This is a genomic window from Actinomycetospora sp. TBRC 11914 (genome assembly GCF_012933465.1).
Lineage (GTDB): Bacteria > Actinomycetota > Actinomycetes > Mycobacteriales > Pseudonocardiaceae > Actinomycetospora.
Genome location: NZ_JABBND010000001.1, coordinates 987,666 through 1,013,667 on the forward strand (window position 1 = coordinate 987,666; position 26,002 = coordinate 1,013,667).

The window sequence follows — 26,002 nt, forward strand, 5'->3', positions numbered from 1 at the left end:
AGCGAAGGTGCCCCTCGCTCAATAGATTCGGCGGCGGGCGCCCATCGCCGGACCGGGGCCCGCGCCGACGCCGCCGCACGCCAGGGAGCACCGTGATCCAGCTGCCCGAGCCCTTCGAGTACCGGCGCATCGACGCGGACGGCACGACGATCCACACCGCCGTCGGCGGCTCCGGTGACCCGGTGCTCCTCCTGCACGGCTACCCGCAGACCCACCTCATGTGGCGCCACGTCGCGCCGGCCCTCGCGCGCGACCACACCGTCGTCGTCCCGGACCTGCGCGGCTACGGCGCGAGCGACAAGCCCACACCGGACCCGGAGGACCGGGCGTACGCCAAGCGCGCGATGGCCGCCGACCAGCTCGCCGTCATGCGCTCCCTCGGGTTCGACCGGTTCGCTCTCGTCGGCCACGACCGTGGGGCCCGCGTCTCCCACCGGCTGACCCTCGACCACCCCGACGCCGTCTCCCGGCTCGCCGTCCTCGACATCGTCCCGACGCGGCACGTGCTCACCCACGTCGACCTGCAGCTCGCCCGCGGCTACTTCCACTGGTTCCTGCTCTCCACCGGCGGGGACGTCCCGGAGACGCTGCTCGCGGGCGCGCCGGAGTTCTGGATCCGGACGATGGTCGAGCGCCTCCTCGCGCCCGGGTCGACGATCGAGCCCGAGGTGATGGACCACTACGTCGCGGCGTTCTCCGATCCGGCGGCGATCGCGGGCACCACCGCCGACTACCGCGCCGGCGCCACGACCGACCTCGCCGACGACGAGGCCTCCTACGACGCCGGCGCGCGCGTGGACTGCCCGGTGCTGGTGCTGTGGGGCGAGCGCTCGTTCGTCGGGAAGGCCTACGAGCCCCTCGAGGTGTGGCGGGAGTACGCGGCCGACGTCCGCGGCACGGGCCTGCCGGTCGGCCACTTCCTGCCCGAGGAGGCCCCGGACCAGGTGCTCGCGGAGCTGCGGTCGTTCCTGGGCTGACCCGAGCCGGCGAGGGGCACACCACGCAGCCCGGACCGCCCGCGAACCTGCGCCACGTGCCCGTGATCGTCGGCCCAGCACCCCGATCCGCGAGGGGAACATCCGGCCGCTCTATCCGCCCGAGGGTTCCCCTCGCGCGGCGGAGAGGACGGGATCAGCCCGACCGGCGACGACGCGCGACCTCGGCCAGCGCGACCCCGGCGGCCACCGACGCGTTGAGCGACTCCACGTCGCCGGCCATCGGGATCGCCACCGTCGCGGTGCACGTCTCGCGGACCAGCCGGGAGAGCCCCTTGCCCTCGGACCCGACGACGAGCACCAACGGCCCGGTCGCGGCCTCCGGCCCGGCCACGGCGTCGAGGTCGTCGATCGTCGTCGGCACCTCGCCGTCGAGGCCGACCGTCACGAACCCGTCGTCGTTCCAGGCGCCGAGCGTGCGCGAGAGGTTGGTCGCCCGCCCGATCGGCATCCGCGCCGCCGCGCCCGCCGAGGTCCGCCACGCCACCGGCGTCATCCCCACCGAGCGGCGCAGCGGCAGCAGCACGCCGTGCGCCCCGAACGCCGCCGCGGAGCGCACCACGGCGCCGAGGTTGCGGGGGTCGGTCACGCCGTCGAGCGCGACCAGCAGCGGCTCCACCTTCGCCAGGTGGGCCGCCTGCCGGGCCTCCTCGAGCAGGTCGTCCGGGTGCCGGTACTCGAACGCGGGCACGGAGAGCGCGAGGCCCTGGTGCACCGCGCCGTCGGCGAGCCGGTCGACGTCGGCCCGGGGCACCTCGAGCACGCTGATCCGCTGGTCGCCGGCCGCCCGCAGCGCCTCGCGGACGCGGTCGTCGACGTCGATGCCCTGCGCGACGTGCAGCGCCGTCGCCGGGATGTGCGAGCGCAGGCTCTCCACGACGGGGTTGCGCCCGACGACGACCTGGGGCCCGTCGGGTGCTTCGCGCCCGGAGGTGCGGGCGCGGGAGCGCCCACCGCCCCGGTCGGCGCGCTGCCCCCCGCCGTCGGGAGCCGGCTTCCGGGGCGCCCCGTGGCCGCTCTTCCCGGTCGAGCCGCCCCCGCGGTAGGCCTTGTGGTTGGGCCGATTCTCGGCGGGCGGGGTCGGGCCCTTGCCCTCGAGGCCCTTGGCGCGGTTGCCGCCCGAGCCCTTGGTGGGCCCCTTCTTGGTGCCGGGCTTGCGTCGTGCTCCGGGGCGGCGGGAATTGCCGGCCATCAGCTCTCGTCGTCCTTCAGGGTCCAGATCGGGCCGTCGGGGGTGTCCTCGATGCCGACGCCGGCCGCGGTCAGCTGGTCACGGATGGCGTCGGCCCGGGCGAAGTCCTTCTCGCGGCGGGCGGCGGTGCGCTGGCCGAGCAGGTCCCCGACGAGGGCGCCGAGCGCGGAGCGCGCGTGGTCGCCGCCCGCGGAGCCGTCGGCCCCCGCCGCCCAGTGCGGGTCGAGCGGGTCGAGGCCGAGCACGCCCGTCATCTCCCGCACCGCGCCGGCCGCGGCGAGCGCGCCCTCGCGGTCGCCGTCGTCGAGGGCGGTGTTGCCCGCGCGCACCTGCTCGTGCACGACGGCGAGGGCGGCCGGGGTGCCGAGGTCGTCGTCCATCGCGGCCGCGAAGGCGCCCATCGCCTCGGAGCCCGCGATCGGCTCGACCTTCCCGACCCGCTCGGCCACGCGGCGCACGAACGTCTCGATCCGCCGGTAGGCCGCCGACGCCTCCGCGAGCGCGCCCTCGGAGTACTCGACGGTGGAGCGGTAGTGCGGCGCGACGAGGTAGTAGCGCAGCTCCACCGCGCGGACCCGCTCGAGCACCGCGGGGATCGTCAGGGTGTTGCCCAGCGACTTCGACATCTTCGCCCCGGACATCGTCACCCAGGCGTTGTGCATCCAGTACCGGGCGAAGCCGTCGCCCGCGGCGTGCGACTGGGCCTGCTCGTTCTCGTGGTGCGGGAACACCAGGTCCAGCCCGCCGCCGTGGATGTCGAAGGTCGGCCCCAGGTAGTGCGTGGCCATCGCCGAGCACTCCAGGTGCCAGCCCGGGCGGCCGCGGCCCCACGGCGTCGGCCAGCTCGGCTCGCCGGGCTTGGCGGCCTTCCACAGCGTGAAGTCGCGGGGGTCGTGCTTGCCGCGCGACGGGGCCTCGCCCTGCTCCACCTCGTCGGGCCGCTGCCCGGAGAGCGAGCCGTAGTCCGGCCAGGTCCCGACGGCGAAGTAGACGTCGCCGGAGCCGTTGTCGCACGGGTAGGCGTGCCCGGCGTCGATCAGCCGCGAGATCAGCTCGACCATCTCGGTGATGTGGCCGGTCGCCCGCGGCTCCACCGAGGGCGGGAGGCAGCCGAGCGCGTCGAAGGCGGCGGTGAAGGCCCGCTCGTGGGTGGCGGCCCACTCCCACCACGGCCGGCCGGCCTCGGCGGCCTTCGAGAGGATCTTGTCGTCGATGTCGGTGACGTTGCGGACGAGGGTGACGTCGAGACCGCCGTGGGCCAGCCAGCGGCGGAGCACGTCGAAGTCGACGCTCGAGCGGACGTGGCCCACGTGCGGCACGCCCTGCACCGTGGCCCCACACACGTACAGCGACGCCCGGCCCTCGTGCTGCGGGTGGAATTCCCGCAGCGCGCGTGCAGCGGTGTCGTACAGGTGCAGGCTCACCACGCGGATCCTACGGACGGGCGCCGACACCCACCGAAACCGGCCCTGTCCCCCGGTCACCCCTGGCCCACACGTGATCGACACCATAGGGTGCTGGACCAAGAACGTTCTACAGCGCCGTTGCGTGAGGAGTGGTCCGCGTTGTCAATCACCTGCCGTACGTCCCTGGTCCGTTCGGCTCCGGGCACGTACGAGACGGCGACCGTCCAGGTCGACGACCCGCAGCAGGACGAGATCCGCGTCAAGATGGTGGCGTCGGGCCTCTGCCACTCCGACGACCACATCGCCACCGGTGACATCCCGGTCGGCGTCTACCCCTTCGCCGGCGGCCACGAGGGCGGCGGCATCGTCGAGTCGGTCGGCCCGAACACCAAGGGCTTCGAGGTCGGCGACAAGGTCGTGTTCTCCTTCCTCCCCGCCTGCGGCAAGTGCAAGTGGTGCTCGACCGGCCACTCGAACCTGTGCGACCTCGGCGCGGGCCTGCTCGCCGGCACCCGCTGGGACGACCCGTCGACCCGCCTCCAGCTCGAGGACGGCTCGCCGGTCGGCCAGATGTGCGGCATCTCGACCTTCACCGAGTACACGACGGTGGCCGTCGACTCCGCGATCAAGGTCGCCCAGGAGACCAACCTCGAGGTCGCCTGCCTGCTCGGCTGCTCGGTCGGCACCGGCTGGGGCTCGGCGGTGAACACCGGCGACGTCCAGCCCGGCGACACCGTGATCATCCAGGGCATCGGCGGCATCGGCGCCAACGCCGTCCAGGGCGCGGCGCACGCCGGCGCGGCCAACATCATCGCCGTCGACCCGGTCGCGTTCAAGCGCGAGAAGGCCCAGGAGCTCGGCGCCACCCACGCCGTCGAGTCGATCGAGGAGGCCACCGAGATCGCCAAGGGCTTCACCAACGGCCAGGGCGCCGACGTCTCCATCGTCACCATCGGCATCACCAAGCCCGAGCACGTCGGCAACGCCTTCGCCTCGATCCGCAAGCAGGGCACCGTCATCGTCACCGGCCTCGGCGACATCACCGAGGTCGGCGTGCCGATCCCGATCGGCGAGCTCACCCTGTTCGAGAAGAAGCTCAAGGGGTCGCTGTTCGGCTCGTCGAACCCGCGCGCCGACATCCCCAAGATGCTCGACCTCTACAACAACGGGAAGCTCAAGCTCGACGAGCTCGTCACCAAGCAGTACAAGCTCGACGAGGTCGCGCAGGGCTACGAGGACATGCACGCCGGCAAGAACATCCGCGGCGTCCTCATCTTCGACTGAGTCCTCGACCGATCCTCCGGAGAACCACGATCAGCACCACCACGAACGGCGTGCTGCCCCGGGCCGGCGTCCTGCCGGCCCGGGGCATGCTCGACTCGGCCCGCGCGGCCGTCGTCGGGCGCCACACCGAGTCCGAGGTCCTCGCCGCCGCGCTCGCCTCCGGGCGCAGCATCCTGCTCGAGGGACCGCCGGGCACCGGCAAGACGACCCTGCTGCGCGCGCTCGCGGAGGGCGCGGGCGTGGGCTTCGAACTGGTGGAGGGGAACGCCGAGCTCTCCCCCACCCGCCTCGTCGGCCACCACGATCCCTCGCGGGTGCTCACCGAGGACTACCGCCCCGAGAACTTCGTCCCGGGACCCCTGGTGCGCGCCCTGCAGAGCGGGTCGCTGCTCTACGTCGAGGAGCTCAACCGGGTCCCCGAGGAGACGCTCAACGTCCTGCTCGGGGTGCTCTCGGAGCGGCGGCTGCACGTGCCGCGGCTGGGCGTCGTCGACGCGGTGTCGACGTTCCGGCTCGTCGCGGCCATGAACCCCTCCGACGGCGTCGGCACCGGGCGCATCACGCCCGCGCTCTACGACCGCTCCTGCCGGGTCGCCTTCGACCACCAGAGCGCGGACGAGGAGCTCGCGATCGTCGAGCGGGGCTCCGCCGACGAGCACGCCGAGGCCTTCGCGCGGCGGGCCGTCGAGGCGGTGCGGGCGACCCGCTCGCACCCCGACCTGCGGCTCGGGTCGTCGGTGCGCGGCGCGCTCGACCTGGTCGCGCTGGCCTCCTCGCTGGCCGCGCTGCGGGGCGAGGCGCAGCCGTCGGAGGACACCGGCGCGGACGCGGCCCGCGCGGCGCTCACCGGCCGGGTCGTGCTGGTGGAGGGCTCGCCGCGCACCGTCGAGGAGGTCGTCACCGCGATCTGGGCGGCGACGGCGCCCCGTCCCGACGACGCCGGGTCCGGCTCGTCCGGCGCGCCCGAGGGGGACGGCGCGGGAAAAGCCTGACCCCGGGCCGTTCGCCCGGGGCGCCACCCCGGGTGGTCTCGGACCCGCGCGAGGTCGAGGAGCTGCTGCGCGATCACTCGCGGCGCACCACGACCCGAGCGGAGCTCGAGCGCAAGCACGGCGACGGCCTCGGCGAGGTCAGCCCGACCGTCGGGGTCCTCGACGAGGCGGCGGTGGCCTCGCAGGCCGCCACCGACCCCGACGCGGCCGTCGACCTGCTCGCCGACCTCGCCCGCGCCACCGACCCCGGCCTGCGCGCCGCGGCCCGCCGGCTGGCGGCCCGGCTCGTGGTGCGCCCGCCGCGGGTCGGCCGCGAGGAGCGCCGGGGCACCACGCGCCTCGCGACGGTCGACCGGGAGGGCCCGGACCTCGACCTCGACGCGACCCTCGAGCAGTCCCCCCGCCCGTCGGAGGGCGACCTGCGCTGGCGCGGGTGGCGTTCCTCGGCCCGGGCGACGGTGCTGCTGGTCGACGCGTCCGGGTCGGTGGCGGGCGCACCGCTGACGACGGCGGTGACGACGGCGGGCGCACTCGCGGCCGGGCTGCGGCCCGACGACGAGCTCGGCGTCGTCGCGTTCTGGTCGCGGGCGGTCGTGCTGCGCGACCGGGCCTCGGTGCGGCCGGCGTCGTCGGTGCTGGACGCGCTGTTCGACCTGCGCGGCGGGTCCACCACCGACCTCGGCCTGGGCCTGCGCACCGCCCTGGCCCAGCTGCGCGACGCCCGCGCCGCGCACCGCGAGGTCGTCGTGCTCACCGACGGCGCGTGGAACGAGGGCGAGGACCCGGTCCCGGTCGCGGCGCGGAGCGGGGCGACGGTGTCGGTGCTGCGCACGGTCGACTCGGCCGAGGCGGTCGCGGCGTGCTCCCGGCTGGCCGGTGCCGGGGGCGGGCGGCACGCGCCGCTGCTGCGGGCCTCGGACGCCCCGGCCGCGGTGGCGTCGGTGCTGCGGCTCCGCTGAGCTCCTGGACGGGACGAACGACGCGTTCGTGCACATAGACGCCACGAACGAGTCGTTCGTCCCCGCTGGTGGGAGGGTCCTGGGGTGCCCGTCGAGCTCGGTCTGAGCCTGCCCCAGTTCGGTCCCTTCGCGGGCGACGCCGCGCGGATCGGGCGGTTCGCCGCCGACGCCGAGGCGGCCGGCGCGGCCTCGCTGTGGGTCGGCGACCGGCTGCTGGCCGCGCGGCGACCCACGGTCGGCTACCTGGGCCGCGACACGATCCCCGAGACGTTCCGCCGGGCCCTCGACCCGTTCGCCGTCCTCGCGGCCGCGGCCGTCACGACGACGACCGCCACGCTCGGCACGAGTGTGCTCGTCGCGCCGCTCTACGCGCCCGCGGTGCTGGCGCGGTCGCTGGCGACGATCGCCGGCCTGGCCGACGGCCGGCTGGTCGCCGGGCTCGGCATCGGCTGGTCGCCCGAGGAGTACGCGGCCGCCGGCGTCGGGTTCGACCACCGCGGCGCCCGGCTCGACGAGCTCCTCGACCACCTCGAGGTGCTGTGGTCCGGCCGCGACGAGACCCCCGAGGGCCGGTTCTGGGCGACGCCCGCCGCGTACGTCGAGACGCCCTCGCCGCGGGTGCCGCTCTGGGCGTCGGCGTTCTCCGACGCGGCGCTGCGCCGGGTCGGGCGGCGCTGCGACGGCTGGTTGCCGTCCGCGTGGATCCGCGACCCGGCCGTCGAGACCGCCCGCGCCGTCGCCGAGCGGCTCGCGGGGCTGCGCCCGGTGATCGACGCCGCTGCGCTCGAGGCCGGCCGCGACCCCGCCGCGATCCCGACGGTGCTCCGCGTCAACTTCGCGGCCGGGGTCGGGCGCGACGAGCTCGCCGAGGCGGTCACGCTGCTCGTCGAGCAGACCGGCTTCCGGCGGGTGTTCCTCGACCCGGTGTACCGCGACGCGACCCTCGAGGACTGGCTGGGGAGCTTCACGCACCTCCGCGACGCCCTGGCCTGAGATCAGCCCGCGCGGCGCGCGAGCTCGCGGGCCAGCCCGGCCCGGTCGGTGGGCACCACCCGCGCCCGGGGGCCCGTGACCTCCACCACCATCCGCCCGGCCGCGGCGTCGACGACCGTCAGCGGGCCCACCCGCCGGCGGCCCGTCGCGTCCTGGACCGCGGCCCCGAGCTGGACCTGACGGCGCGGCGGCTCGGCCCGCAGCGCGGCGAGCCGGTGGGCGATCGCGGGCGGGAGGTCGTGCAGCGGGCGGTCGCCGAACAGTGCCGCGGCGGGCACCGTCATCGGGATCCCGGGAAGCGGGGGCTCGTCGGGGAGCCCGGCGAGGGCCGCGGTGGCCAGGAACCCGACGAGCGCCGCGACCGGGCCGGCGCCGCGCGACGCCAGGTCGAGCACGACGCCGCGCCGGTCCGGGTCCGGCTCGGCGACCACGGCGAGCTGCCCGGACACCGCGGCGTGGCGGTGCCGCGCCACGGCGGAGGGGCCCTCCCAGCACCGGAGGTCGACCTCGACCTCCGGGCGGGCGAGGACCGCGAGCGCGTCCGCGAGGTCGCCGACCGGGACCGGCGGGGTGCCGGGCGGCCCGGTGCGCGCGAGGCCCCGGGTGTGCAGCGCCGCCAGCGCGGCCCGGTCGGCGGCGTCGCGGGCGGAGAGGGTGGCGCCGTGGTCGGGCATCTCCAGCAGCGGCAGGCGGTCGCCCAGGCGCAGGTGGCGCCACGCGGCGAGGAAGGCGTCCCCGTCGAGGCGCAGCCGCCGGGCGGGCGCCTCGGGCACGGAGGCGGTCATTCGCCGATGACGGGCGGGGCGACGCGGGGGAGCTCGCCCGCGATGGCGTCGGGATCGTCCTCGTGCAGGTAGGCGGCCCGGGGAAGGCGCTGGTCGCCCGCCCCGGCGCCCCCGTAGCCGCCGAGCGGCGCGAACGGGAGCGCGCCCTCGGTGGCGGGTGCGGGGCCGGCGCGCCCGCCGAGCGCGGACTCGAGGATCGGGCGGCCCGTGCCCGTGCGGGCACCGGGTTCGAGGACGGGACGGCCGCCGGCACCGTCAGGTGCGGGGGAACCGGGTCGCGGCGACTCGGTCCCGGCGGGACTGCCCGGGCTCCCGACGACGGGTCCGGCCCGTCCGGCACCGACCGGGGCACCAGGACCGCCGCCGCCCCCACCGGTTCGGCCAGCGCCGGTGTCGCCCACCCCACCGGGACCGCCGCCTCGACCCCCCGGGCCCACGCCGCCCACCAGGCCGCCCTCGGCACCCGCGCCACCGGCACCCGTGCCCGCGGCGCCGGCTCCCGTGCCGCCCGGACCTGTCCCGCCCGCCCCGGCGGCGCCGGCTCCCGTGCCGCCTGCCCGGCCGGCTCCCGGGAGCACCGCCCCGCCCCCGACCCCACCGCCACCGACCCCACCGCCTCCGGTCCCGGCGCCTCCGGTCCCGCCGCTCCCGGGGGCTCCGCCAACCCCGGCCCCCGGGACTCCCGCAGCCCCGCCGGCCCCCGCCCCGCCGGCTCCCGGGAGCTCCCCGCCCGCACCCGGCGTCCCGGGAGCCCCGGCCCCCGCCGCGCCACCGCCCGGGACCGCACCGCCCTGGCCGGCGGTCGGGGCGCCACCCGTTCCGGGCGCGCCGGGAAGGCCGGGCGCCCCGGCACCCCCCGCTCCCCCGCCCGGCGCGCCCGTCCGCGGCACGCCGTTGGAGCCCACCGCTGCGCCGCCCGCACCCGTCGTCGTCGGGACGGATCCCGAAACCGGCGGGACGACGCTGATCTTCGGAGCGCCGCCCGGCGGCGCGTCGAACCGGGGCAGCGCCGACGAGCGCAGGGCGCTGTCGTCCTGGTAGCGCACCATCGCCGAGCGGGCCTGGCGCTCGGCGTCGAGCGAGGCCCGCTCCGCGAGGTCGGCGTCGACCGCGGCGAGCCCGCCGGCCTGCTCCCACGTCATCCGGGTGACCGGGGCCCGCGCGGACGCCGGGGCCGGCGGCGGCACCGCGGCGCGGGTGCTGGTCAGCGCCCGGGACTGCTCGTGCGAGACCGACCCGACCGCGTCGCTGAACGCCCGCGCCTGGTCGGCCCACGTGCCCATCGGGCCGACCGCGCCCCGTGCCGCGTCGGCCGCCGCCCCGGTCCGGGTGGCCGTGATGCCCTGCGTGGCCTGCTCCACCGAGCCCGCGACCTGCCGCAGCCGGGACGCGAGCTGGTTCCACGCGCCGCCGGCCTCGGAGAACCCGGAACCGCCGCCCTGCAACTGCGCATAGATCTCGGCGTGCGACCGCGCCTCCCAGTTCACGTCGAACACGCCGACCTCCCCTTCCCCGGGCAGGCAAGCACACCGCCCCGGCGCGCGGGGGCGGTTCGGGAGAACTCAGGCGGGCAGGAGCAGCGCCGTCGCGACGGCGGCCAGGCCCTCGCCGCGGCCGGTGAGCCCGAGGCCGTCGGACGTCGTCCCGGACACCGCGACCGGTCCGCCGAGCGCGTCGGACAGGACCTGCTGGGCCTCGCCGCGCCGGGTGCCGATCTTCGGCCGGTTCCCGATCACCTGGACGGCGGCGTTGCCGAGGACCCACCCGTCGTCGGCGACCAGCCGGCGCACCTCGCCGAGCAGCCGCACCCCGGACGCGCCGGCCCACTCCGGTCGTCCGGTGCCGAACACCGCCCCGACGTCGCCGAGCCCGGCCGCGGAGAGGACGGCGTCGCAGAGCGCGTGCGCGGCGACGTCGCCGTCGGAGTGCCCGGCGCAGCCCGGCACGCCCTCCCAGAGCAGCCCGGCGACCCAGCAGGGGACGCCGTCGGTCAGCGGGTGCACGTCGGTGCCGATGCCGACCCTCATCGGCGGACCCGGCTCGCGGCGTCGAGGGGCACGGCAGGCAGCCTCGAGGTCCCGACGACGGGCGTGGTGTGCCCCTCACGACGACGCCACCGGTCACCCGTCCCTCGAGGGGCACAGCAGGCAGGACGGTGCAACCCGCCGCGTGCGTGTGGTGCCCCTCGCGGCCGCCGTGAGATCACCGGCGGACCTCCGCCCCGACGAGCGCCTCGGCCATCGCGAGGTCGAGCGGCGTCGTGATCTTGAACGCACGCGGATCCCCCGGAACGGTGACGACCTCGCCACCGACCGCCTCGACGAGCCCGGCGTCGTCCGTGGCGCGGGACGCCGTCGGGGAGGTGGCCGCGGCCTCGTGGGCGCGGCGCAGGACGTCGGGCGCGAAGCCCTGGGGGGTCTGGACGGCGAGCAGCCCGGTCCGGTCGACGGGGCCGACGACGCGGCCCGCGGTGTCGACCCGCCGGACGGTGTCGGCCACCGGGAGGGCCGGGATCACGGCCCCGTGCCCGGCCCGCACCGCGTCGACGACCGCCGCCGTCACCGCCGCGGGGCACAGGCACCGGGCGGCGTCGTGGACGAGCACCACCCCGGCGTCGCCGACCGCGTCGAGCCCGAGCGCGACCGAAGCGACCCGGTCCGCGCCCCCGGGGACGACGTCGACGCCCGCCGGGAGCACCGCCCGCATCTCGGCGAGGTTCGCAGCGGGCGCGACGACGACGACCGCGTCGACCGACCCGGAGGCGAGCAGACCGTCGACCGCCCGCGCGACCATGGCCTCACCCGCGACGGGGACCAGGGCCTTGGGGCGGCCGGCACCGAGCCGTTCTCCGGACCCGGCCGCGGGCACGACCGCGACGACGGGCCGCGAGGACACCGGGTGCGGTGGGGTCAGGAGGCGAGGACCTGGTCGAGGAGCGACTCGGCCGCCACCTCGTCGGTGCCCTCGGCGAGGGCCAGCTCGCTCACGAGGATCTGCCGGGCCTTGGCGAGCATGCGCTTCTCACCCGCCGACAGGCCGCGGTCCTTCTCCCGGCGCCAGAGGTCGCGGACGACCTCGGCCACCTTGTTCACGTCACCCGACGCCAGCTTCTCGAGGTTCGCCTTGTACCGGCGCGACCAGTTGGTCGGCTCCTCGGTGTGCGGGGCGCGAAGCACCTCGAACACCCGGTCCAGGCCCTCCTGGCCGACCACGTCGCGAACACCGACGATCTCCGCGTTGTCCGCGGGGACCCGGACCGTCAGGTCGCCCTGGGCAACCTTGAGGACGAGGTACTTCTTCTCCTCGCCCTTGATCGTCCGGGTCTCGATCGCCTCGATGAGAGCGGCACCGTGGTGCGGGTAGACGACGGTCTCGCCGACCTTGAAAACCATGTGTCCCCTAGCCCCTTTCGCTGCTTCCAGGTTAACACGTCCGCGACACGACCACGGAGGGGGATCGGACCGTCTTCGCAGGTCAGGGGGTTGACAATCGGGCGATCGCCGTGCTCCCCGAGGTCGGGAGGGCCGTGGGCGACCGCGGGCGCCCGCCGCGGCGCACTCCGCTGCGCCACCCGGACGGGCGCGCGGCACCGGCAGCGGACACGCCCGTCGGGCGCCCGGGGGCTAGGGTGTCGCCGATCCGACGGGACGGGCCACCGCGAGCGCGCCGACCCCGCCCCACCACCGGAGAGACCGCGCCGCCGCCCCAGGAGGACACCGCGCCATGACCCGCCGATCGACGGGACGCCAGGCACCGACGTCGCGGGGCCGCACGGCGCTGCTCGTCGCGACCCTCCTCGGCGCAGCCGCCCTCGTCCTCTCCGGCTGCAGCGCCGGGGCGGTGACCCAGACCGACACCACCGTCTCGTCGGTGCCCGGGTCCGAGGGCCAGGTCGGCCAGGTCCTGCTCCGCGACATCACGCTGGACCCGGGCACGGCCGTCGTCGTGCCGGCCGGCTCCACGATCACCCTGGCGGGGACCTTCGTGAACCAGGGCCTCGGCGACGACCAGCTGGTCTCGGTGACGAGCCCCTACGCCTCGCAGGTCCGCAGCGAGGGCGTCACGACGATCCCCGGCAACTCGGCGCTGTCGATGGTCGGCTCGCGGCCCGGCCCGGTCGGCCCGCCGTCGCCGACGCAGCCCAACGGCACCGTGCGCATCACGCTCGCGGGCGTCACCCAGGTCCTCCACGCGGGCCCGACGTACCCGGTGACCTTCACCTTCGCCAAGGCCGGCTCGATCACGCTGCCAGTGTCGGTCCAGCCGACGGGCGAGGTCCCGGCCTCCTGACGCGGTGCGCTCCGCGTGACTGTCGGGGGGACGACCTAACCTCCGGCGCGTGACCACCAAGGGGAGCGCGAAGGCCCGGGGCGGCCGGACCTTCGAGTGCACGGCGTGCGGGCAGCCCGCCGCGAAGTGGGTCGGGCGCTGCCCGGGCTGCGGCGGCTGGGGCACCGTCGAGGAGGGCCTGCCGCCGGCGGCCGCGGTCGGCGCACCGGGCGGGGCGCCCCGGGCCACGCCGCGGCCCGCGAGCCCGGTCCGGCCGATCGGCGAGGTCGGGCTGGAAACGGTGGTCTCGCGGCCGACCGGGGTCGGGGAGCTCGACCGGGTGCTCGGCGGGGGGCTCGTCCCGGGCGTCGTGGTGCTCCTCGCGGGGGAGCCCGGGGTGGGCAAGTCGACGCTGCTGCTCGAGGTCGCCGCGCAGCGCGCCCGGGGCGGCGGCACCGTCCTCTACGTCACCGGCGAGGAGTCGGCCGGCCAGGTGCGGTTGCGGGCCGAGCGCACCGGCGCCGTCACGCCGCACCTGTTCCTCTCGGCCACGGCCGACCTCGAGGAGGTCGCCGCGCACGTCGAGGCGGTCGACCCGGGGCTGCTGGTGGTCGACTCGGTGCAGACCGTCGGGTCGGCCGACGTCGAGGGCACCCCCGGCGGCGTCTCCCAGGTCCGGGCGGTGACGAGCGCGCTGGTGGCGCTGGCCAAGCAGCGTGGCCTGCCGGTGGTGCTCATCGGGCACGTCACCAAGGACGGCGCGGTCGCCGGTCCGCGCACGCTCGAGCACCTCGTCGACGTGGTGCTCTCCTTCGAGGGCGACCGCCACTCCACGCTGCGGATGGTGCGCGGGCTGAAGAACCGCTTCGGCCCGTCCGACGAGGTCGGCTGCTTCGAGATGTTCGACGGCGGCATCCAGGAGGTCACCGACCCGTCCGGGCTGTTCGTCGGGACGATGACAGGGACGGTGCCCGGCCAGGCCGTCACCGTCGCGATGGAGGGCAAGCGGCCGCTCATGGCCGAGGTGCAGGGGCTGGTGACGAAGGTCGGGGCCGACGCCCCGGCGCGCCGCACGGTCTCCGACCTCGACACCAACCGCGTCCTGAAGATCCTCGCGGTGCTGCAGCAGCGCTGCGGCGGGTTCTCGTTCGCGCAGCAGGACGTGTTCGCGGCGACCGTGGGCGGCATGAAGCTGCGCGAGCCCGCGGCCGACCTCGCGGTCGCGCTGGCGATCGCGTCGTCCTACCGCGACGCCCCGCTGCCCTACGGGCTGGTCGTGCTCGGCGAGGTCGGCCTCACCGGGGAGCTGCGCCGGGTCCCGGCGACGGACCGGCGGCTCGCCGAGGCCGCCCGGCTCGGCGTCCCGAAGGCGATCGTCCCGTTCGGACCCGGCACCACGGCCCCGAAGGGGCTCGAGCTCGTCCAGGTCGACCGCCTCGACGGGGCCCTGGAGGCCGCGGGGCTGGGAGGTCGGGCGAAGCGCTAGGAGAGCGTGAACCGGGCCGGGTCGCTGATGGTGCCGTCGAGGCGGGTGAGCAGCTCGTAGGTGCCGGGCCCGACGACGCTGCGGTCGCCCGTGCACCCGGGCATGGAGGTGCGGCCGGCCCACCGGACGCTGAACACCGCCTCCTGCTGCGGGGCGAGCGTGCGGACGTCGTCCGTGTGGGCCGGGGAGCAGTCGTTGCTGCCCCAGAGCCCGTCGCCGGGCCTGCGCACGACGGCCATCGCCTGACGGGCCGCGTCGAGGTCGCGGCTGCACGGCGCGGAGCCGGTGTTGGTGACGACGAGGCTGAACAGCGGGTGCTCGCCCGGGCCGTACTCGGGCTTGTCGGTGCGGGCGGTGATGCGCAGGTCGCCGTCGGCGCAGCGGGGCGGGGCGGCGGGTGCGGCTGCCGGGGGTGCGGCTGCCGGCGTGGGGCCGGCCGGGGAGGGGGCCGGGGCCGGCGTCGACGAGGCCGGCGGGCTCGGGGTCATGCTCCCGGGGGCCGGCACGCCGCCGGGCTGGGAGTCGGCGCCGGGCAGCGCACCGCCACCGGGCAGCGCGCCGCCGCTCGGCGGGGCACCGGTCTGCGGCCGGGTCCCCGGCAGCCCGGGGGCGCCGAGCAGGCCGCCCGCGGCCGGCGAGCGCAGCGTCGAGGCGAGTGCGGCCACGGCCGGGCCGCGTCCGTCGGGGTCGTCGGGCAGCGCGCCCCGCGAGGCCACCGGCGACGCGGGCGCCGCGGAGGAGTTCGCCGATGCCGGGGCGGCCGCGGGCGCGGCGGGGCCGCCGTCGGCGGAGGCGGCGGCCGCGATCGCCCAGACGAGCAGCGCGAGGACGAGGACGGCGACCGCCGCGGCGACGCCCCGGCGCCGCCAGTACACCGACGGCGGGAGCGGTCCCACCGGCTGGAGCATGTCGCGCACCGTAGGAGCGCCGTCGCGCACCGCGACCCACCCGCGCCGGGGCGTCGGCGTAACTCACCCGTGCGTGGAACCGCGGCCGGCCCCGGGGGAGGATCGCTCCACGATGACGTCCACGCCCACCCGCACGCCCACCACGCCGCCCACCACCGTGCCCACCACCGCGCTCGCCGACCGGCTGGTGCCCTGGTTCGCCGCGCACGCCCGCGACCTGCCGTGGCGCGACCCCGAGGTCACCGGGTGGGGCGTACTGGTCAGCGAGATCATGCTCCAGCAGACGCCGGTCGCCCGGGTGGAACCGATCTGGCACGACTGGATGGCCCGCTGGCCGCGTCCCTCCGACCTCGCCGCGGCGCCGACCGCGGAGGTCCTGCGGGCCTGGGGCAAGCTCGGCTACCCGCGCCGAGCCCTGCGGCTGCAGGCCGCCGCCGCCGTCGTCGCGGCCGAGCACGACGACGTCGTCCCGGCCGACGTCGAGACGCTGCTCGCCCTGCCGGGGATCGGCGCCTACACCGCGCGGGCGGTCGCCGCGTTCGCCTACGGGCGGCGCTGCCCCGTCGTCGACACCAACGTGCGGCGGGTGGTGGCGCGGGCGGTGCACGGCCGCGCCGAGGCCGGGGACGCCGCCGCCCGCGACCTCCCCGACACCGAGGCGCTGCTGCCCCTCCACGAGGCCACCGCCGCCCGCACCTCGGCCGCGCTCATGGAGCTCGGCGCGACGGTCTGCGTGGCGCGGGGCCCGCGGTGCGCCGACTGCCCGGTGCTCGACCTGTGCGCCTGGCAGCACGCCGGCCGGCCCGCCCACGACGGCCCGGTCCGCCGCGCGCAGCGCTGGGCCGGGACCGACCGCCAGGTCCGGGGCCGGCTCCTCGACGTGCTCCGCGGCGCCCCGGGGCCCGTCCCGGCGGCCGCCCTCGACGCGGCGTGGCTCACCGACCCCGCCCAGCGCGCCCGGTGCCTGGACTCGCTGCTCGTCGACGGGCTCGTCGAGCAGCTGGCCGACGGCCGCTTCGCGCTGCCGGGTGAGACCCACGACCCGTCGTCGTAGGGTCGGTGGCATGGCCGTCGTGAAGATCAATGCCATCAAGGTCCCCGAGGGCAACGGGGAGGAGCTCGAGCGCCGCTTCGCCGCTCGCGGCGAGTCGATCAAGGAGACGCCGGGCTTCCTCGGCTACGAGCTGCTGCGGCCCACCGCCGGGGACGACCGCTACTTCGTCTACACCCGCTGGGAGTCCGAGGAGGCCTTCGCCGCCTGGCGTGACGGCGGCGCGGCGGCCGCGGCACACGCGGGCGAGCGCAAGCAGCCGGTCTCGTCGGGGGCGGACCTGTTCGAGTTCGAGGTGGTGCTCTCGGTCGGGAAGGGGGGCGGGGAGTCCTGAGCGACCCCGATCCGGACGACGTCGCGCGGGCGGCCGAGCTGCTCGTCGGCGCGACGTCGCTGGTCGTCGCGGCCGGGGCCGGGATGGGGGTGGACTCCGGGCTGCCCGACTTCCGCGGCCCCGAGGGGTTCTGGCGCGCCTACCCGCCCTACCGCCGGCTCGGGCTGCGCTTCGAGGAGCTGGCCGACCCGGAGCACTTCGACGACGACCCCGAGCTCGCCTGGGGCTTCTACGGCCACCGCCTGGCGCTCTACCGCGCGACGGTGCCGCACGCCGGCTTCGCGGTGCTGCGCCGGTGGGCGGAGCGGCTGCCGACGCGGGTCTTCACCTCGAACGTGGACGGCGCGTTCCAGAAGGCCGGGTTCGACGACGACGTCGTGACCGAGTGCCACGGCGCCATCGGCACCCTGCAGTGCTCCCGGCCCTGCCACGACGGCACGTGGCCCGCGGACGACGTCGTCGTGGAGGTCGACGAGACGACGATGCGCGGGGTGCCGCCGCTGCCGACGTGCCCGCGGTGCGGCGCCGTGGCGCGGCCGAACATCCTGATGTTCGGCGACGGGTCGTGGGTGCCGGGCGCCCACTCGCAGCGGCTGGCCGAGCACCGTGCCTGGCTGCGGTCCCGGGACGCCGCCGGGGTCGCCGTGGTGGAGCTGGGCGCTGGGACCGCGGTGCCGACGGTGCGCCGCCACGCCGAGCTGGCCTCGGCGTCGTCGGGCCGGCTCGTGCGGATCAACGTGCGCGAGCCGGAGGTGCGCCACGGGCACGGCGTCGGGCTCGCGGCCGGAGCGCGGGCGACGTTGGAGGCGCTGGACGAGCGGCTGGGCGCGTCAGCGGTGTGACACCGCAGACACTCAACGTCCGGGAAGCCACACTCACGCCACCGCGACCCCGGCCAGCCGCAGCCCGCGGGCGGCCGCCACCCGCCGGGCCTCGTCGTCGAGATCCGGCCACGCCCCGCCGTCGAAACGCCTCCACCGCGAGCGTGAGCTCGCCGCCAGCGGCGCGATGTCGATCCGGTCGACGTCGGGACCCGACCACCCCAGCCGTGCCGCCGCGTCGTCGTCGCCCAGCGGGCGCAGCGCCGCGGCCCACCCGGGCCGGGACCCGGGCAGGTGCCAGTGGGGGGCGCCGCGGTGGGTCCAGGCGAGCTCGAGGCCGCGGTCGTCCGGTCCCACCGGCTCCCCCGGCACGCGGGCCGCGAGCGCGCCCGCGGCGGTCGGCCCGAGGTGCTGGAGGCCGAGCGCGAGCACCGCCGCGGCCCCGTCGTCGTCGGCCCGTCCCAGCCCCTGCGCGGCGATCCGGAACGCGACCGCCTGCTCCCTGGTGACCTCCACTCCGCCGAGCCTGCCGTGCCGCTCCTGACACCTGCTGTCAGGTCGGGCGATGATGGCCCGTGTGAGCTCCGTGCGCGCCGTGCCCGAGACCACGGACATGCACGGCGAGGACCTCTCCGCCGACGACGCCTGGCACACCGCCCGCCGCGCCGGGCTCCGGGAGCTGGGGCGGACGGCGTTCCTGCGGTTCCGCTACGGCGACGGCTTCAGCCACGCCCGGGCGTTCGCGTTCCAGCTCGCGCTCGCGACGGTGCCGTTGATCATCGCCGGGAGCGGGCTCGCGTCCGCGGTGGGGGCGGAGTCGGTCGCGCAGGTCGTGGCGCGCACCGTCGTCGCCGTCTCCCCCGGCACCGGCGACCAGCTGCTCGCCGCGGTGGTGGACCGGGGCTCGGCGCCCGCCCCGGCGCCCGGCGAGGACCCCGAGCGGCCCGGCGAGGACCTCGGGGAGCTCGCGGTCGTCCTGGGCCTCGTCACGGCCTTCGTCGCGATGACGAGCGCGTTCGCCCAGCTGGAGCGCGGCGCGAACCGCGTCTACGGCGTGGAGCGCGACCGGCCGGCGCTGCGCAAGTACGGGCGGGCGGCGGTGCTGACGGCGACGGCGGGCACCGCGCTCGGCGTCGGGCTCGTCCTCATCGTGGCCGGCGGCGCGTTCGGGGACGCGCTCGAGGAGGTGTACCGGTGGGGCGACGCCGCGGAGACGGTGTGGGACGTCGTGCGCTGGCCGGTGGGCCTGGCGGCCCTCGTGGTCGCCGTCACGACGCTGTTCCGCTTCGCGCCGCGGCGGCGCCAGCCGGGCCTGTCCTGGCTGGGGCTCGGCGCCGCGCTGACGGTGGCGGCGTGGCTGGCGGCGTCCGGGGCGATCGCGGCGTACGTGTCGGTCTCCGGGGAGTTCTCGGCGATCTACGGGCCGCTCGCCGGGATCATGGTGCTGCTGCTGTGGGCGCTCGCGACGGGCGTGGCGCTCGTGGCGGGGTTCGCGGTGTCGGCGCAGCTCGAGGCGGTGCGCGCTGGAGTGGTCGAACCGCTGCTCACCGACCGTGACGACGACGGGGTACCGGACCACCTCCAGCCCACCGAGCAGCACTCCGCGGGAGGGTGACAACCCGTGTCAGGTGATGCGGTAGGACTGTGACCCGTGCGCGCGAGCCGGCTGCTCTCCCTGCTGCTGATGCTGCAGTCGCGCGGGCGCATGACCGCGCGGGAGCTGGCCGACGAGCTCGAGGTCTCGATCCGCACGATCTACCGCGACATGGATGCACTCTCCGCGTCCGGTGTCCCGGTGTACGCCGACCGCGGGCCCGACGGCGGGTACTCGCTCCTCGAGGGCTACCGCACCCAGCTGACCGGGATGTCCGCCGAGGAGGCCGACTCGCTGGCGCTGGCCGGGATGCCGGGTCCGGCGGCCGAGCTCGGGCTCGGGCGGGTGCTCGCGGCCGCCCAGCTGAAGGTGCAGGCCGCGCTGCCAACCGAGCTCGCGGAGCGCTCGCGCCGCATCGCCGAGCGCTTCCACCTCGACGCGCCCGGGTGGTTCCGGGAGGCCGACCACGTCCCGACGCTGACCGGGATCGCCGACGCGGTGTGGAACCAGCGGGTGGTGCGGATCCGGTACCGGCGCTGGGGCGACGAGGAGGTCGAGCGGGAGCTGGAGCCGCTCGGCGTCGTGCTCAAGGGCGGGGTCTGGTACCTGGTCGCGGCGCCCGGGGGTGGCGGGTCGGCGCGGACGTACCGGGTGGCGCGGGTCCTGTCGCTGGAGACGCTGGACGCGCGGTTCGACCGGCCCGAGGGCTTCGACCTCTGGCGGTACTGGAACGAGCGCTCCTCGGAGCTCACCGCCGCCCTGTACCAGGCCGAGGCGGCGGTCCGACTCTCGCCGTCCGGGATGGAGCTCGCCCCGGTGGCGCTGCGCCCGCACACGGCGCGGGCGCTCGCGGAGCGGGAGTGGCCGGTCGACGACGACGGGTGGACGTGCGCGGTGATCCCGATCGAGTCGATCGCGGGGGCCCGCTCGGAGCTGCTGGCGCTGGGCGGCGAGGTGGAGGTGGTGTCGCCGGCGGCGTTGCGGGAGCAGATGCGGGAGGCGGCGTCGGCGTTGGGGGCGTTGTACGGGCCGGGGTGAGGGTGGGGTGGCCGTCAGCGGTGTCGCATCGCAGACACTGAACGTCCGGAAATCCACACTGTCGTTCGGGTGATCGGGCTGTCCACAGCGGCACCGCGCACCTGGGCTGTCCACAGCCTGGTCGCCGGTCCTCCCGGTCCCCGCGACGACGACCGCACCCTCTCGTGCATGCGACGCGGACATTGGGCCGACGACCTGCAGCGGCTGGTCGAGGCGAGCTGGGATCGTGTGATCAGCGTGCACGAGCTCGTCAGGCTCGACGTCCCGGAGAGGACCGCCTACCGGAGAACGGCGGAGGACGGGCCCTGGCAGCTCCTGCTCCCCGCGACGATCCTCCTGAGCAACGGGGAGCCGACGTTCCGCCAGTGGCAGATCGCGGCCCTGCTCCACGCCGGCCCGGACGCGGTGCTCACCGGATTGGGCGGCGCGCAGTTGCACGGGCTCCGGCGCGGCGGTGAGCCGGAGAAGCACCACGTCCTCATCCCCGCGACGCGGAACGTGAAGAGCTGCGGGCCCGTCATCGTCGAGAGGACCAGGCGGCCCGTGAAGCGCCTGGAACGGGACGGTCTCCCGGTGGCCCCGATCTCGCGGTGCCTGCTCGACCACGTCCGCCGCACGAAGGACGAGGAGCAGATCGCCGCGCTGCTCACCGAGCCCGTACAGCGCCGGATGGTCCCCAAGGAGATGCTGGTCGCCGAGCTGGAGACGGGGACACGCAAGGGTTCGGCAGCCCCTCGACGAGTCCTGCGCGCCGTGTCCGCGGGGGTGGAGTCCCCGACGGAGTTCCAGTACTACCGGTTCTGGAACTCCCTCTCCGGCCTGCCCACCATCCGCTGCAACGTCCCGGTCTACGACCTCGACGGGACCCGGTTGGGGATCGTCGACTTCCTCGCCGACGAGCTCGGCTTCGCGTGGGAGTCCGATTCGGTGGAGGAGCACTTCGCGACGCCGGAGCAGGTCCAGCGAACGGCCGAGCGCGCCCGCCGCCTTCGCGGGGCGGGCCTCTACGTCCTGAGCACCCGGCCCCACCAACTGCGCGACGACCCGCGAGGTGTCGAGACCGACATCCGCCAGGGGCTCGAGATCGCCGCGGCGATGCCGCCGCCGCGGGTGACCTACGGCCCGCCCCATGCGGCCTGACGCGGACCGCAGGGCGCCGGAGCCGTCGTCGAGGAACCGCCTCCGCTAGCGTCGGTCGGGGACGGCGGGCGGGCCGCCGGAGCACCCCGGGGGCGCGGCGTGGCGGAGTCGGGCGGGACGTCGGGTGAGGCCGACCTCGAGGGCGCGGCCACGACGGACCCCACCGACCCCGGGACGTCCCGACGGCGACCGTGGTCCCGTCGGCCCCGGAGCCCCGAGGAGATCGAGGCCGCGAAGCAGCAGTGGCGCGACATGCGGCCCTGGGACAGCCCGATGGCCGGGGCCGACAAGGCCCTGATCGGCTCCCTCGTCGCGGTCGTCGCGCTGATGCTGCTGACCCTGCCCGTCCGGCCGTTCCTCATCGCCACGCACCCGGTAGCGCTGAGCGCGGTCACGGGAAGCCTCTCGGCGGTCGGGTCGGCGGCCGCGTTCGCACGGGTCGGCGGCACCGACCTCTGGGTGGTGGTGGCCACGGGCGTGCTCGGCATGATCAAGTTCGACTGGCTGTTCTGGTGGGCCGGACGACGGTGGGGCGCGAAGGGCGTGCGCTTCTTCACCCCGCCGGGTCGTGCCGGACGGTTCGTCGCCCGCGTCCGATCGTGGCCGCCGTGGACGACGGCGCTGCTCGTGGTCGCGGCGGCGTTCCCCGGGATCCCGTCGGCGCCGCTGTTCCTGCTCGCCGGGCTGGCCGGGATGCCCCTCGTGGCCTTCCTGGTGCTCGACGCGATCGGGTCGGGCCTCGTCGTGGGCCTCGTGGCCGGGTTGGGTTACGGGCTGGGTCAGACGGCCGTCGACGTCGTGCTGACGATCAACCAGTACGCCCTCTGGGTCAGCATCGCGCTCATCGTCGTCGTCTCCGTCCAGGCAGGGCGCCGTGGTCCGCCCGGCTCCGCTCCCTGATCCGTCCAAGATCAGTGTGCATTTTCGGACACTCAACGTCTGCGATGCGACACCGCTGACAACACACCCGGCCCCACACACGACGGCGCCCCGGCCACCACGAGGGTGACCGGGGCGCCGGGTCGTGCGGGCGTCAGGCGCTCAGCCGTCGGCCTGGTCGGTCGTACCGGCGGTCGCGACCTCCGGGGTGTCCGGCACCGGGGTCGGCTTGGCCTCCCCGCGGAACGTGAACGTCGCCGACTCGGGAGCCGGCCGCGTCACGCCCTTGTCGTCGACCTCGGGGGTCCAGCCCTCGACGTCGACCAGCACGATCTGCCCGGGCTCGATCTCCCCGAACAGGATCTTCTCGGACAGCTGGTCCTCGATCTCGCGCTGGATCGTGCGACGCAGCGGCCGGGCGCCGAGCACCGGGTCGAAGCCGCGCTGGGCGAGCAGCTTCTTCGCGGCGTCGGTGAGCTCGATCGACATGTCCTTGTTCTGCAGCTGCTTCTCGGTGCGCCCGATCAGCAGGTCGACCATCTGCACGATCTCGTCCTCGCGCAGCTGGTGGAACACGACGATGTCGTCGATGCGGTTGAGGAACTCGGGACGGAAGTGCTTCTTGAGCTCATCCGTGACCTTGTTCTTCATCCGCTCGTAGTTCGAGCCGGTGTCCTGGCCCGACTGGAAGCCGAGCCCGACCGCCTTCGAGATGTCCTGCGTGCCGAGGTTCGACGTGAACACGATGACCGTGTTCTTGAAGTCCACGACACGACCCTGGCCATCCGTCAGCCGGCCGTCCTCGAGCACCTGCAGCAGGGTGTTGTAGACCTCGGAGTGGGCCTTCTCGATCTCGTCGAAGAGGACCACCGAGAACGGCTTGCGCCGCACCTTCTCGGTGAGCTGGCCGCCCTCCTCGTAGCCGACGTACCCGGGAGGGGCACCGAAGAGCCGCGAGGCGGTGTAGCGGTCGTGGAACTCGCCCATGTCGATCTGGACGAGCGCGTCGTCGTCACCGAACAGGAACTCGGCGAGCGCCTTGGTCAGCTCGGTCTTCCCGACGCCCGAGGGCCCCGCGAAGATGAACGACCCCGACGGGCGCTTCGGGTCCTTGAGGCCGGCCCGCGTGCGGCGCATCGACTGCGAGACGGCCTTGACGGCCTCCTCCTGGCCGATGATCCGCTTGTGGAGCTCGTCCTCCATGCGGAGCAGACGGGTCGTCTCCTCCTCGGTGAGCTTGAAGACGGGGATGCCGGTCCAGTTGGCCAGCACCTCGGCGATCAGCTCGTCGTCCACCTCGGCGACGACGTCGAGGTCGCCGGACTTCCACTGCTTCTCACGCTCGGACTTCTGGCCGAGGAGCTGCTTCTCCTCGTCCCGCAGGCGCGCGGCCTTCTCGAAGTCCTGCGCGTCGATCGCCGACTCCTTCTCACGACGCACGTCGGAGATCTTCTCGTCGAACTCGCGCAGGTCCGGCGGCGCGGTCATGCGACGGATGCGCATGCGGGCGCCGGCCTCGTCGATCAGGTCGATCGCCTTGTCCGGCAGGAACCGGTCGTTGATGTACCGGTCGGCCAGGGTGGCCGCTGCGACCAGCGCCGGATCGGTGATCGAGACGCGGTGGTGCGCCTCGTACCGGTCGCGCAGCCCCTTGAGGATCTCGATGGAGTGCGCCACCGAGGGCTCCCCCACCTGGATCGGCTGGAAGCGGCGCTCGAGCGCGGCGTCCTTCTCGACGTGCTTGCGGTACTCGTCGAGGGTCGTCGCACCGATGGTCTGCAGCTCGCCGCGGGCCAGCATCGGCTTGAGGATCGACGCGGCGTCGATCGCGCCCTCGGCGGCACCCGCGCCGACGAGCGTGTGCAGCTCGTCGATGAACAGGATGATGTCGCCGCGGGTGCGGATCTCCTTGAGGACCTTCTTGAGGCGCTCCTCGAAGTCACCGCGGTAGCGCGAGCCCGCCACCAGCGACCCGAGGTCGAGGGTGTAGAGCTGCTTGTCCTTCAGCGTCTCGGGGACCTCGCCCTTGACGATGGCCTGGCCGAGGCCCTCGACGACGGCGGTCTTGCCGACGCCGGGCTCGCCGATGAGGACCGGGTTGTTCTTGGTCCTCCGGGAGAGGACCTGCATGACCCGCTCGATCTCCTTCTCCCGGCCGATGACCGGGTCCAGCTTGCCCTCGCGGGCGGACTGGGTGAGGTTGCGACCGAACTGGTCGAGCACGAGGGACGACGACGGCGTGCCCTCGCCGCGCTGGCCGCCGGACTCCGCGGGCTCCTTGCCCTGGTAGCCCGAGAGCAGCTGCAGCACCTGCTGGCGCACGCGGTTGAGGTCCGCGCCGAGCTTGACGAGGACCTGGGCGGCGACGCCCTCGCCCTCACGGATCAGCCCGAGCAGGATGTGCTCGGTGCCGATGTAGTTGTGGCCGAGCTGCAGCGCCTCGCGCAGCGACAGCTCCAGCACCTTCTTGGCACGCGGGGTGAACGGGATGTGCCCGCTGGGGGCCTGCTGACCCTGGCCGATGATCTCCTCGACCTGCTGGCGCACGCCCTCGAGGGCGATGCCCAGCGACTCGAGGGCCTTGGCGGCGACGCCTTCGCCCTCGTGGATCAGCCCGAGCAGGATGTGCTCGGTCCCGATGTAGTTGTGGTTGAGCATCCTGGCCTCTTCCTGGGCCAGGACGACCACCCGCCTCGCGCGGTCGGTGAACCTCTCGAACATGCGTCACTCCTGACTGCTGCGCCGGCGGACTCCCGCGCATCTCCCCCACCGGTGACCCGGCGTGGTCCTCCGCGGACCCTGGCTGGTGCCCACACGCCCCGGGGGACGAGATGACTCCCCGTTCACCGGGTCGTCATGGAGAGCACCGTACGACCATCGTAGTCGTCGCGGGCACCGTGACCGGCCCTCGCCGGTTGCGGCGCCGTGACGACGACCACGGCGATCACCGATGACCGCTCACCTCGGAATGCGCCGCTGCGCACCCCGCACGGCCACCGTCCGGTCACCGTGCTGTCGCCAACGATGCCGGGTTTTCCGGTGTTCCGTGAAGGTGTTCGCCGACGGAGAACTCCCGGATCGGGCGACACGCCGGAGTTCCCGGGCGTGGCGGGCAGATGCTGCACGCCGGGCGAGCACGGTCACGCTCCGGACGCCGGCGGCCACGAGGGCGTCACCGGACCGGCTCGGCCTCCCGGGTGGTCTCCACCCGGCGCCGGCTCGTCGGCAGCACCGCGCTCACCCACACCAGCCAGACCAGCCCGCCGAAGCGCACCACCGGGAGCAGGTACTGCAGGGGTGCCAGTACCAGTGAGAGGACCGCCAGCGCCGCGATCCCGGCGAGCGCGAGCCCGACGACGGCGAGGGGGCGCGGCAGGAGCCGCCCGAGCAGCGTCGGGACGGCGACGCCCGCGATCAGCAGGCCGAACGCCACGACGAACCCGGGGCCGCCGGCGGCGAACGAGAGCTCCTCGAGCGCGACCACCGCCCCGGTCGCCTCGGCGCCGGGGACGAGCGCGGCGGTCGCGGCCGCGGCCCACCCCGCGACCCCGGAGAGCGCGAGCAGCGCGGCGGCGAGCAGGCCGCCCGCCCGGCCGAGGGTCGGTCCGGCCACGCGCAGCCCGAGCCGGTGCAGCCGGTGGTGGACGGTCGCGACCCAGACCGCGAACGGCACCGCCGAGGCGAGCAGGAGGCTGGCTGCGAGCTCGGCCGTGGCGGCGTGGTCGCGGACGAGCGCGAGCGTGGTCGCCGGGCCGGCTCCGGGGCGGCCCCCGGTCCAGAGCACCGGAGTGGCGAGGGTCAGGGCGGCCCAGGCGAGCCCGGGCGCGAGGAGGGGCGGCCCGCCGCGGCGGGCGTGGGTGCCGGGATCGGCCATCG

25 protein-coding genes are annotated in these 26,002 nt (G+C 75.7%); 14 read left to right on the forward strand and 11 right to left on the reverse strand.

Annotated elements, in window-relative coordinates; translation table 11 throughout:
• Positions 1 to 92 precede the first annotated feature (92 nt).
• Positions 93 to 977 carry an alpha/beta hydrolase gene (locus HH311_RS04690; RefSeq protein WP_312029947.1) on the forward strand — a complete coding sequence of 295 codons (885 nt, stop codon included), beginning with the start codon at positions 93 to 95 and terminating at the stop codon, positions 975 to 977.
• A gap of 154 nt (positions 978 to 1,131) precedes the next feature.
• Here HH311_RS04690 and rlmB read toward each other — a convergent pair whose 3' ends face one another.
• A complete protein-coding gene (rlmB, locus tag HH311_RS04695) occupies positions 1,132 to 2,187 on the reverse strand; it encodes a 23S rRNA (guanosine(2251)-2'-O)-methyltransferase RlmB (RefSeq protein ID WP_169182334.1) in 1,056 nt (351 codons plus the stop codon).
• Positions 2,187 to 3,611, reverse strand: coding sequence for a cysteine--tRNA ligase (gene cysS, locus HH311_RS04700; protein WP_169182335.1), 1,425 nt, complete (start codon positions 3,609 to 3,611; stop codon positions 2,187 to 2,189). The genes rlmB and cysS overlap by 1 nt, the downstream gene beginning before the upstream one ends.
• A 141-nt stretch (positions 3,612 to 3,752) precedes the next feature.
• Between cysS and HH311_RS04705 the strand changes: the two genes are divergently transcribed.
• The 4 genes from HH311_RS04705 (at position 3,753) to HH311_RS04720 (ending at position 7,821) form a co-directional block, all read left to right on the forward strand.
• Positions 3,753 to 4,877 (forward strand): NDMA-dependent alcohol dehydrogenase, encoded by a 1,125-nt coding sequence (locus tag HH311_RS04705; RefSeq protein WP_211189499.1) that lies wholly within the window; start codon positions 3,753 to 3,755, stop codon positions 4,875 to 4,877.
• Between the two features lie 50 nt (positions 4,878 to 4,927).
• Positions 4,928 to 5,869, forward strand: coding sequence for a MoxR family ATPase (locus HH311_RS04710; RefSeq protein WP_312029948.1), 942 nt, complete (start codon positions 4,928 to 4,930; stop codon positions 5,867 to 5,869).
• A gap of 32 nt (positions 5,870 to 5,901) precedes the next feature.
• Complete coding sequence (locus tag HH311_RS33105; RefSeq protein ID WP_211189500.1) at positions 5,902 to 6,828, forward strand: vWA domain-containing protein; 927 nt, start codon at positions 5,902 to 5,904, stop codon at positions 6,826 to 6,828.
• Between the two features lie 84 nt (positions 6,829 to 6,912).
• A complete protein-coding gene (locus HH311_RS04720; protein ID WP_169182336.1) occupies positions 6,913 to 7,821 on the forward strand; it encodes a TIGR03619 family F420-dependent LLM class oxidoreductase in 909 nt (302 codons plus the stop codon).
• Positions 7,822 to 7,823: 2 nt separating this feature from the next.
• Here the strand turns inward: HH311_RS04720 and HH311_RS04725 are convergent, their stop codons facing one another.
• From HH311_RS04725 to HH311_RS04745, 5 genes are all read right to left on the reverse strand, one after another.
• Positions 7,824 to 8,606, reverse strand: coding sequence for an ESX secretion-associated protein EspG (locus tag HH311_RS04725; protein ID WP_169182337.1), 783 nt, complete (start codon positions 8,604 to 8,606; stop codon positions 7,824 to 7,826).
• Complete coding sequence (locus tag HH311_RS04730) at positions 8,603 to 10,102, reverse strand: PPE domain-containing protein (RefSeq protein ID WP_169182338.1); 1,500 nt, start codon at positions 10,100 to 10,102, stop codon at positions 8,603 to 8,605. The genes HH311_RS04725 and HH311_RS04730 overlap by 4 nt, the downstream gene beginning before the upstream one ends.
• 66 nt (positions 10,103 to 10,168) lie before the next feature.
• Positions 10,169 to 10,633: a 2-C-methyl-D-erythritol 2,4-cyclodiphosphate synthase gene (gene ispF / locus HH311_RS04735; protein ID WP_169182339.1), complete on the reverse strand. Its 465-nt coding sequence runs from the start codon at positions 10,631 to 10,633 to the stop codon at positions 10,169 to 10,171.
• Between the two features lie 175 nt (positions 10,634 to 10,808).
• Positions 10,809 to 11,501, reverse strand: coding sequence for a 2-C-methyl-D-erythritol 4-phosphate cytidylyltransferase (gene ispD / locus HH311_RS04740; protein WP_169182340.1), 693 nt, complete (start codon positions 11,499 to 11,501; stop codon positions 10,809 to 10,811).
• A 14-nt stretch (positions 11,502 to 11,515) separates the two neighbouring features.
• Positions 11,516 to 11,998, reverse strand: a complete 483-nt coding sequence (locus HH311_RS04745) for a CarD family transcriptional regulator (RefSeq protein WP_116707106.1) — start codon at positions 11,996 to 11,998, stop codon at positions 11,516 to 11,518.
• Between the two features lie 331 nt (positions 11,999 to 12,329).
• Between HH311_RS04745 and HH311_RS04750 the strand changes: the two genes are divergently transcribed.
• Positions 12,330 to 12,896 (forward strand): copper chaperone PCu(A)C, encoded by a 567-nt coding sequence (locus HH311_RS04750; RefSeq protein WP_169182341.1) that lies wholly within the window; start codon positions 12,330 to 12,332, stop codon positions 12,894 to 12,896.
• 49 nt (positions 12,897 to 12,945) lie between these two features.
• On the forward strand, positions 12,946 to 14,361 hold the full coding sequence (gene radA, locus HH311_RS04755; protein WP_169182342.1) for a DNA repair protein RadA: 1,416 nt from the start codon (positions 12,946 to 12,948) through the stop codon (positions 14,359 to 14,361).
• Here radA and HH311_RS04760 read toward each other — a convergent pair.
• On the reverse strand, positions 14,358 to 15,269 hold the full coding sequence (locus HH311_RS04760) for a hypothetical protein (protein WP_169182343.1): 912 nt from the start codon (positions 15,267 to 15,269) through the stop codon (positions 14,358 to 14,360). The two genes, radA and HH311_RS04760, sit on opposite strands and share 4 nt — an antisense overlap.
• Positions 15,270 to 15,381: 112 nt before the next feature.
• On the opposite strand from HH311_RS04760, the gene HH311_RS04765 reads away from it, so the two are divergent.
• From HH311_RS04765 to HH311_RS04775, 3 genes are all read left to right on the forward strand, one after another.
• Positions 15,382 to 16,323, forward strand: a complete 942-nt coding sequence (locus HH311_RS04765) for an A/G-specific adenine glycosylase (RefSeq protein WP_169182344.1) — start codon at positions 15,382 to 15,384, stop codon at positions 16,321 to 16,323.
• 10 nt (positions 16,324 to 16,333) lie between these two features.
• Positions 16,334 to 16,654 carry an antibiotic biosynthesis monooxygenase gene (locus HH311_RS04770; RefSeq protein WP_169182345.1) on the forward strand — a complete coding sequence of 107 codons (321 nt, stop codon included), beginning with the start codon at positions 16,334 to 16,336 and terminating at the stop codon, positions 16,652 to 16,654.
• An 83-nt stretch (positions 16,655 to 16,737) separates the two neighbouring features.
• A complete protein-coding gene (locus HH311_RS04775) occupies positions 16,738 to 17,496 on the forward strand; it encodes a Sir2 family NAD-dependent protein deacetylase (RefSeq protein WP_169182346.1) in 759 nt (252 codons plus the stop codon).
• A gap of 33 nt (positions 17,497 to 17,529) precedes the next feature.
• Here HH311_RS04775 and HH311_RS04780 read toward each other — a convergent pair whose 3' ends face one another.
• A complete protein-coding gene (locus HH311_RS04780; RefSeq protein ID WP_169182347.1) occupies positions 17,530 to 17,991 on the reverse strand; it encodes a hypothetical protein in 462 nt (153 codons plus the stop codon).
• Between the two features lie 61 nt (positions 17,992 to 18,052).
• On the opposite strand from HH311_RS04780, the gene HH311_RS04785 reads away from it, so the two are divergent.
• The 4 genes from HH311_RS04785 to HH311_RS04800 all read left to right on the forward strand — a co-directional run bounded on the left by HH311_RS04785 (position 18,053) and on the right by HH311_RS04800 (position 22,147).
• Complete coding sequence (locus HH311_RS04785) at positions 18,053 to 19,090, forward strand: YihY/virulence factor BrkB family protein (protein ID WP_169182348.1); 1,038 nt, start codon at positions 18,053 to 18,055, stop codon at positions 19,088 to 19,090.
• Positions 19,091 to 19,126: 36 nt separating this feature from the next.
• Entirely contained in the window at positions 19,127 to 20,107 is a 981-nt protein-coding gene (locus HH311_RS04790; RefSeq protein ID WP_169182349.1) for a YafY family protein, read from the forward strand.
• A gap of 168 nt (positions 20,108 to 20,275) precedes the next feature.
• On the forward strand, positions 20,276 to 21,247 hold the full coding sequence (locus tag HH311_RS04795; protein WP_248292007.1) for an endonuclease domain-containing protein: 972 nt from the start codon (positions 20,276 to 20,278) through the stop codon (positions 21,245 to 21,247).
• 99 nt (positions 21,248 to 21,346) lie between these two features.
• The gene (locus HH311_RS04800; protein WP_211189501.1) at positions 21,347 to 22,147 is read left to right on the forward strand and encodes a DedA family protein; all 801 of its coding nucleotides are present in this window, start codon (positions 21,347 to 21,349) and stop codon (positions 22,145 to 22,147) included.
• A 141-nt stretch (positions 22,148 to 22,288) separates the two neighbouring features.
• Here the strand turns inward: HH311_RS04800 and HH311_RS04805 are convergent, their stop codons facing one another.
• The gene (locus HH311_RS04805) at positions 22,289 to 24,847 is read right to left on the reverse strand and encodes an ATP-dependent Clp protease ATP-binding subunit (protein ID WP_169182350.1); all 2,559 of its coding nucleotides are present in this window, start codon (positions 24,845 to 24,847) and stop codon (positions 22,289 to 22,291) included.
• Between the two features lie 451 nt (positions 24,848 to 25,298).
• A complete protein-coding gene (locus HH311_RS04810) occupies positions 25,299 to 26,000 on the reverse strand; it encodes a DUF4386 domain-containing protein (protein ID WP_169182351.1) in 702 nt (233 codons plus the stop codon).
• Positions 26,001 to 26,002: the final 2 nt, after the last annotated feature.

Coding starts and splice junctions, on each gene's coding strand:
- rlmB (WP_169182334.1), bottom strand. CDS start 2,187: ATGGCCGGCAATTCCCGCCGCCCCGGAGCACGACGCAAGCCCGGCACC.
- HH311_RS04725 (WP_169182337.1), bottom strand. CDS start 8,606: ATGACCGCCTCCGTGCCCGAGGCGCCCGCCCGGCGGCTGCGCCTCGAC.
- ispF (WP_169182339.1), bottom strand. CDS start 10,633: ATGAGGGTCGGCATCGGCACCGACGTGCACCCGCTGACCGACGGCGTC.
- HH311_RS04745 (WP_116707106.1), bottom strand. CDS start 11,998: ATGGTTTTCAAGGTCGGCGAGACCGTCGTCTACCCGCACCACGGTGCC.
- HH311_RS04750 (WP_169182341.1), top strand. CDS start 12,330: ATGACCCGCCGATCGACGGGACGCCAGGCACCGACGTCGCGGGGCCGC.
- HH311_RS04760 (WP_169182343.1), bottom strand. CDS start 15,269: ATGCTCCAGCCGGTGGGACCGCTCCCGCCGTCGGTGTACTGGCGGCGC.
- HH311_RS04765 (WP_169182344.1), top strand. CDS start 15,382: ATGACGTCCACGCCCACCCGCACGCCCACCACGCCGCCCACCACCGTG.
- HH311_RS04770 (WP_169182345.1), top strand. CDS start 16,334: ATGGCCGTCGTGAAGATCAATGCCATCAAGGTCCCCGAGGGCAACGGG.
- HH311_RS04775 (WP_169182346.1), top strand. CDS start 16,738: ATGGGGGTGGACTCCGGGCTGCCCGACTTCCGCGGCCCCGAGGGGTTC.
- HH311_RS04795 (WP_248292007.1), top strand. CDS start 20,276: ATGCGACGCGGACATTGGGCCGACGACCTGCAGCGGCTGGTCGAGGCG.
- HH311_RS04805 (WP_169182350.1), bottom strand. CDS start 24,847: ATGTTCGAGAGGTTCACCGACCGCGCGAGGCGGGTGGTCGTCCTGGCC.
- HH311_RS04810 (WP_169182351.1), bottom strand. CDS start 26,000: ATGGCCGATCCCGGCACCCACGCCCGCCGCGGCGGGCCGCCCCTCCTC.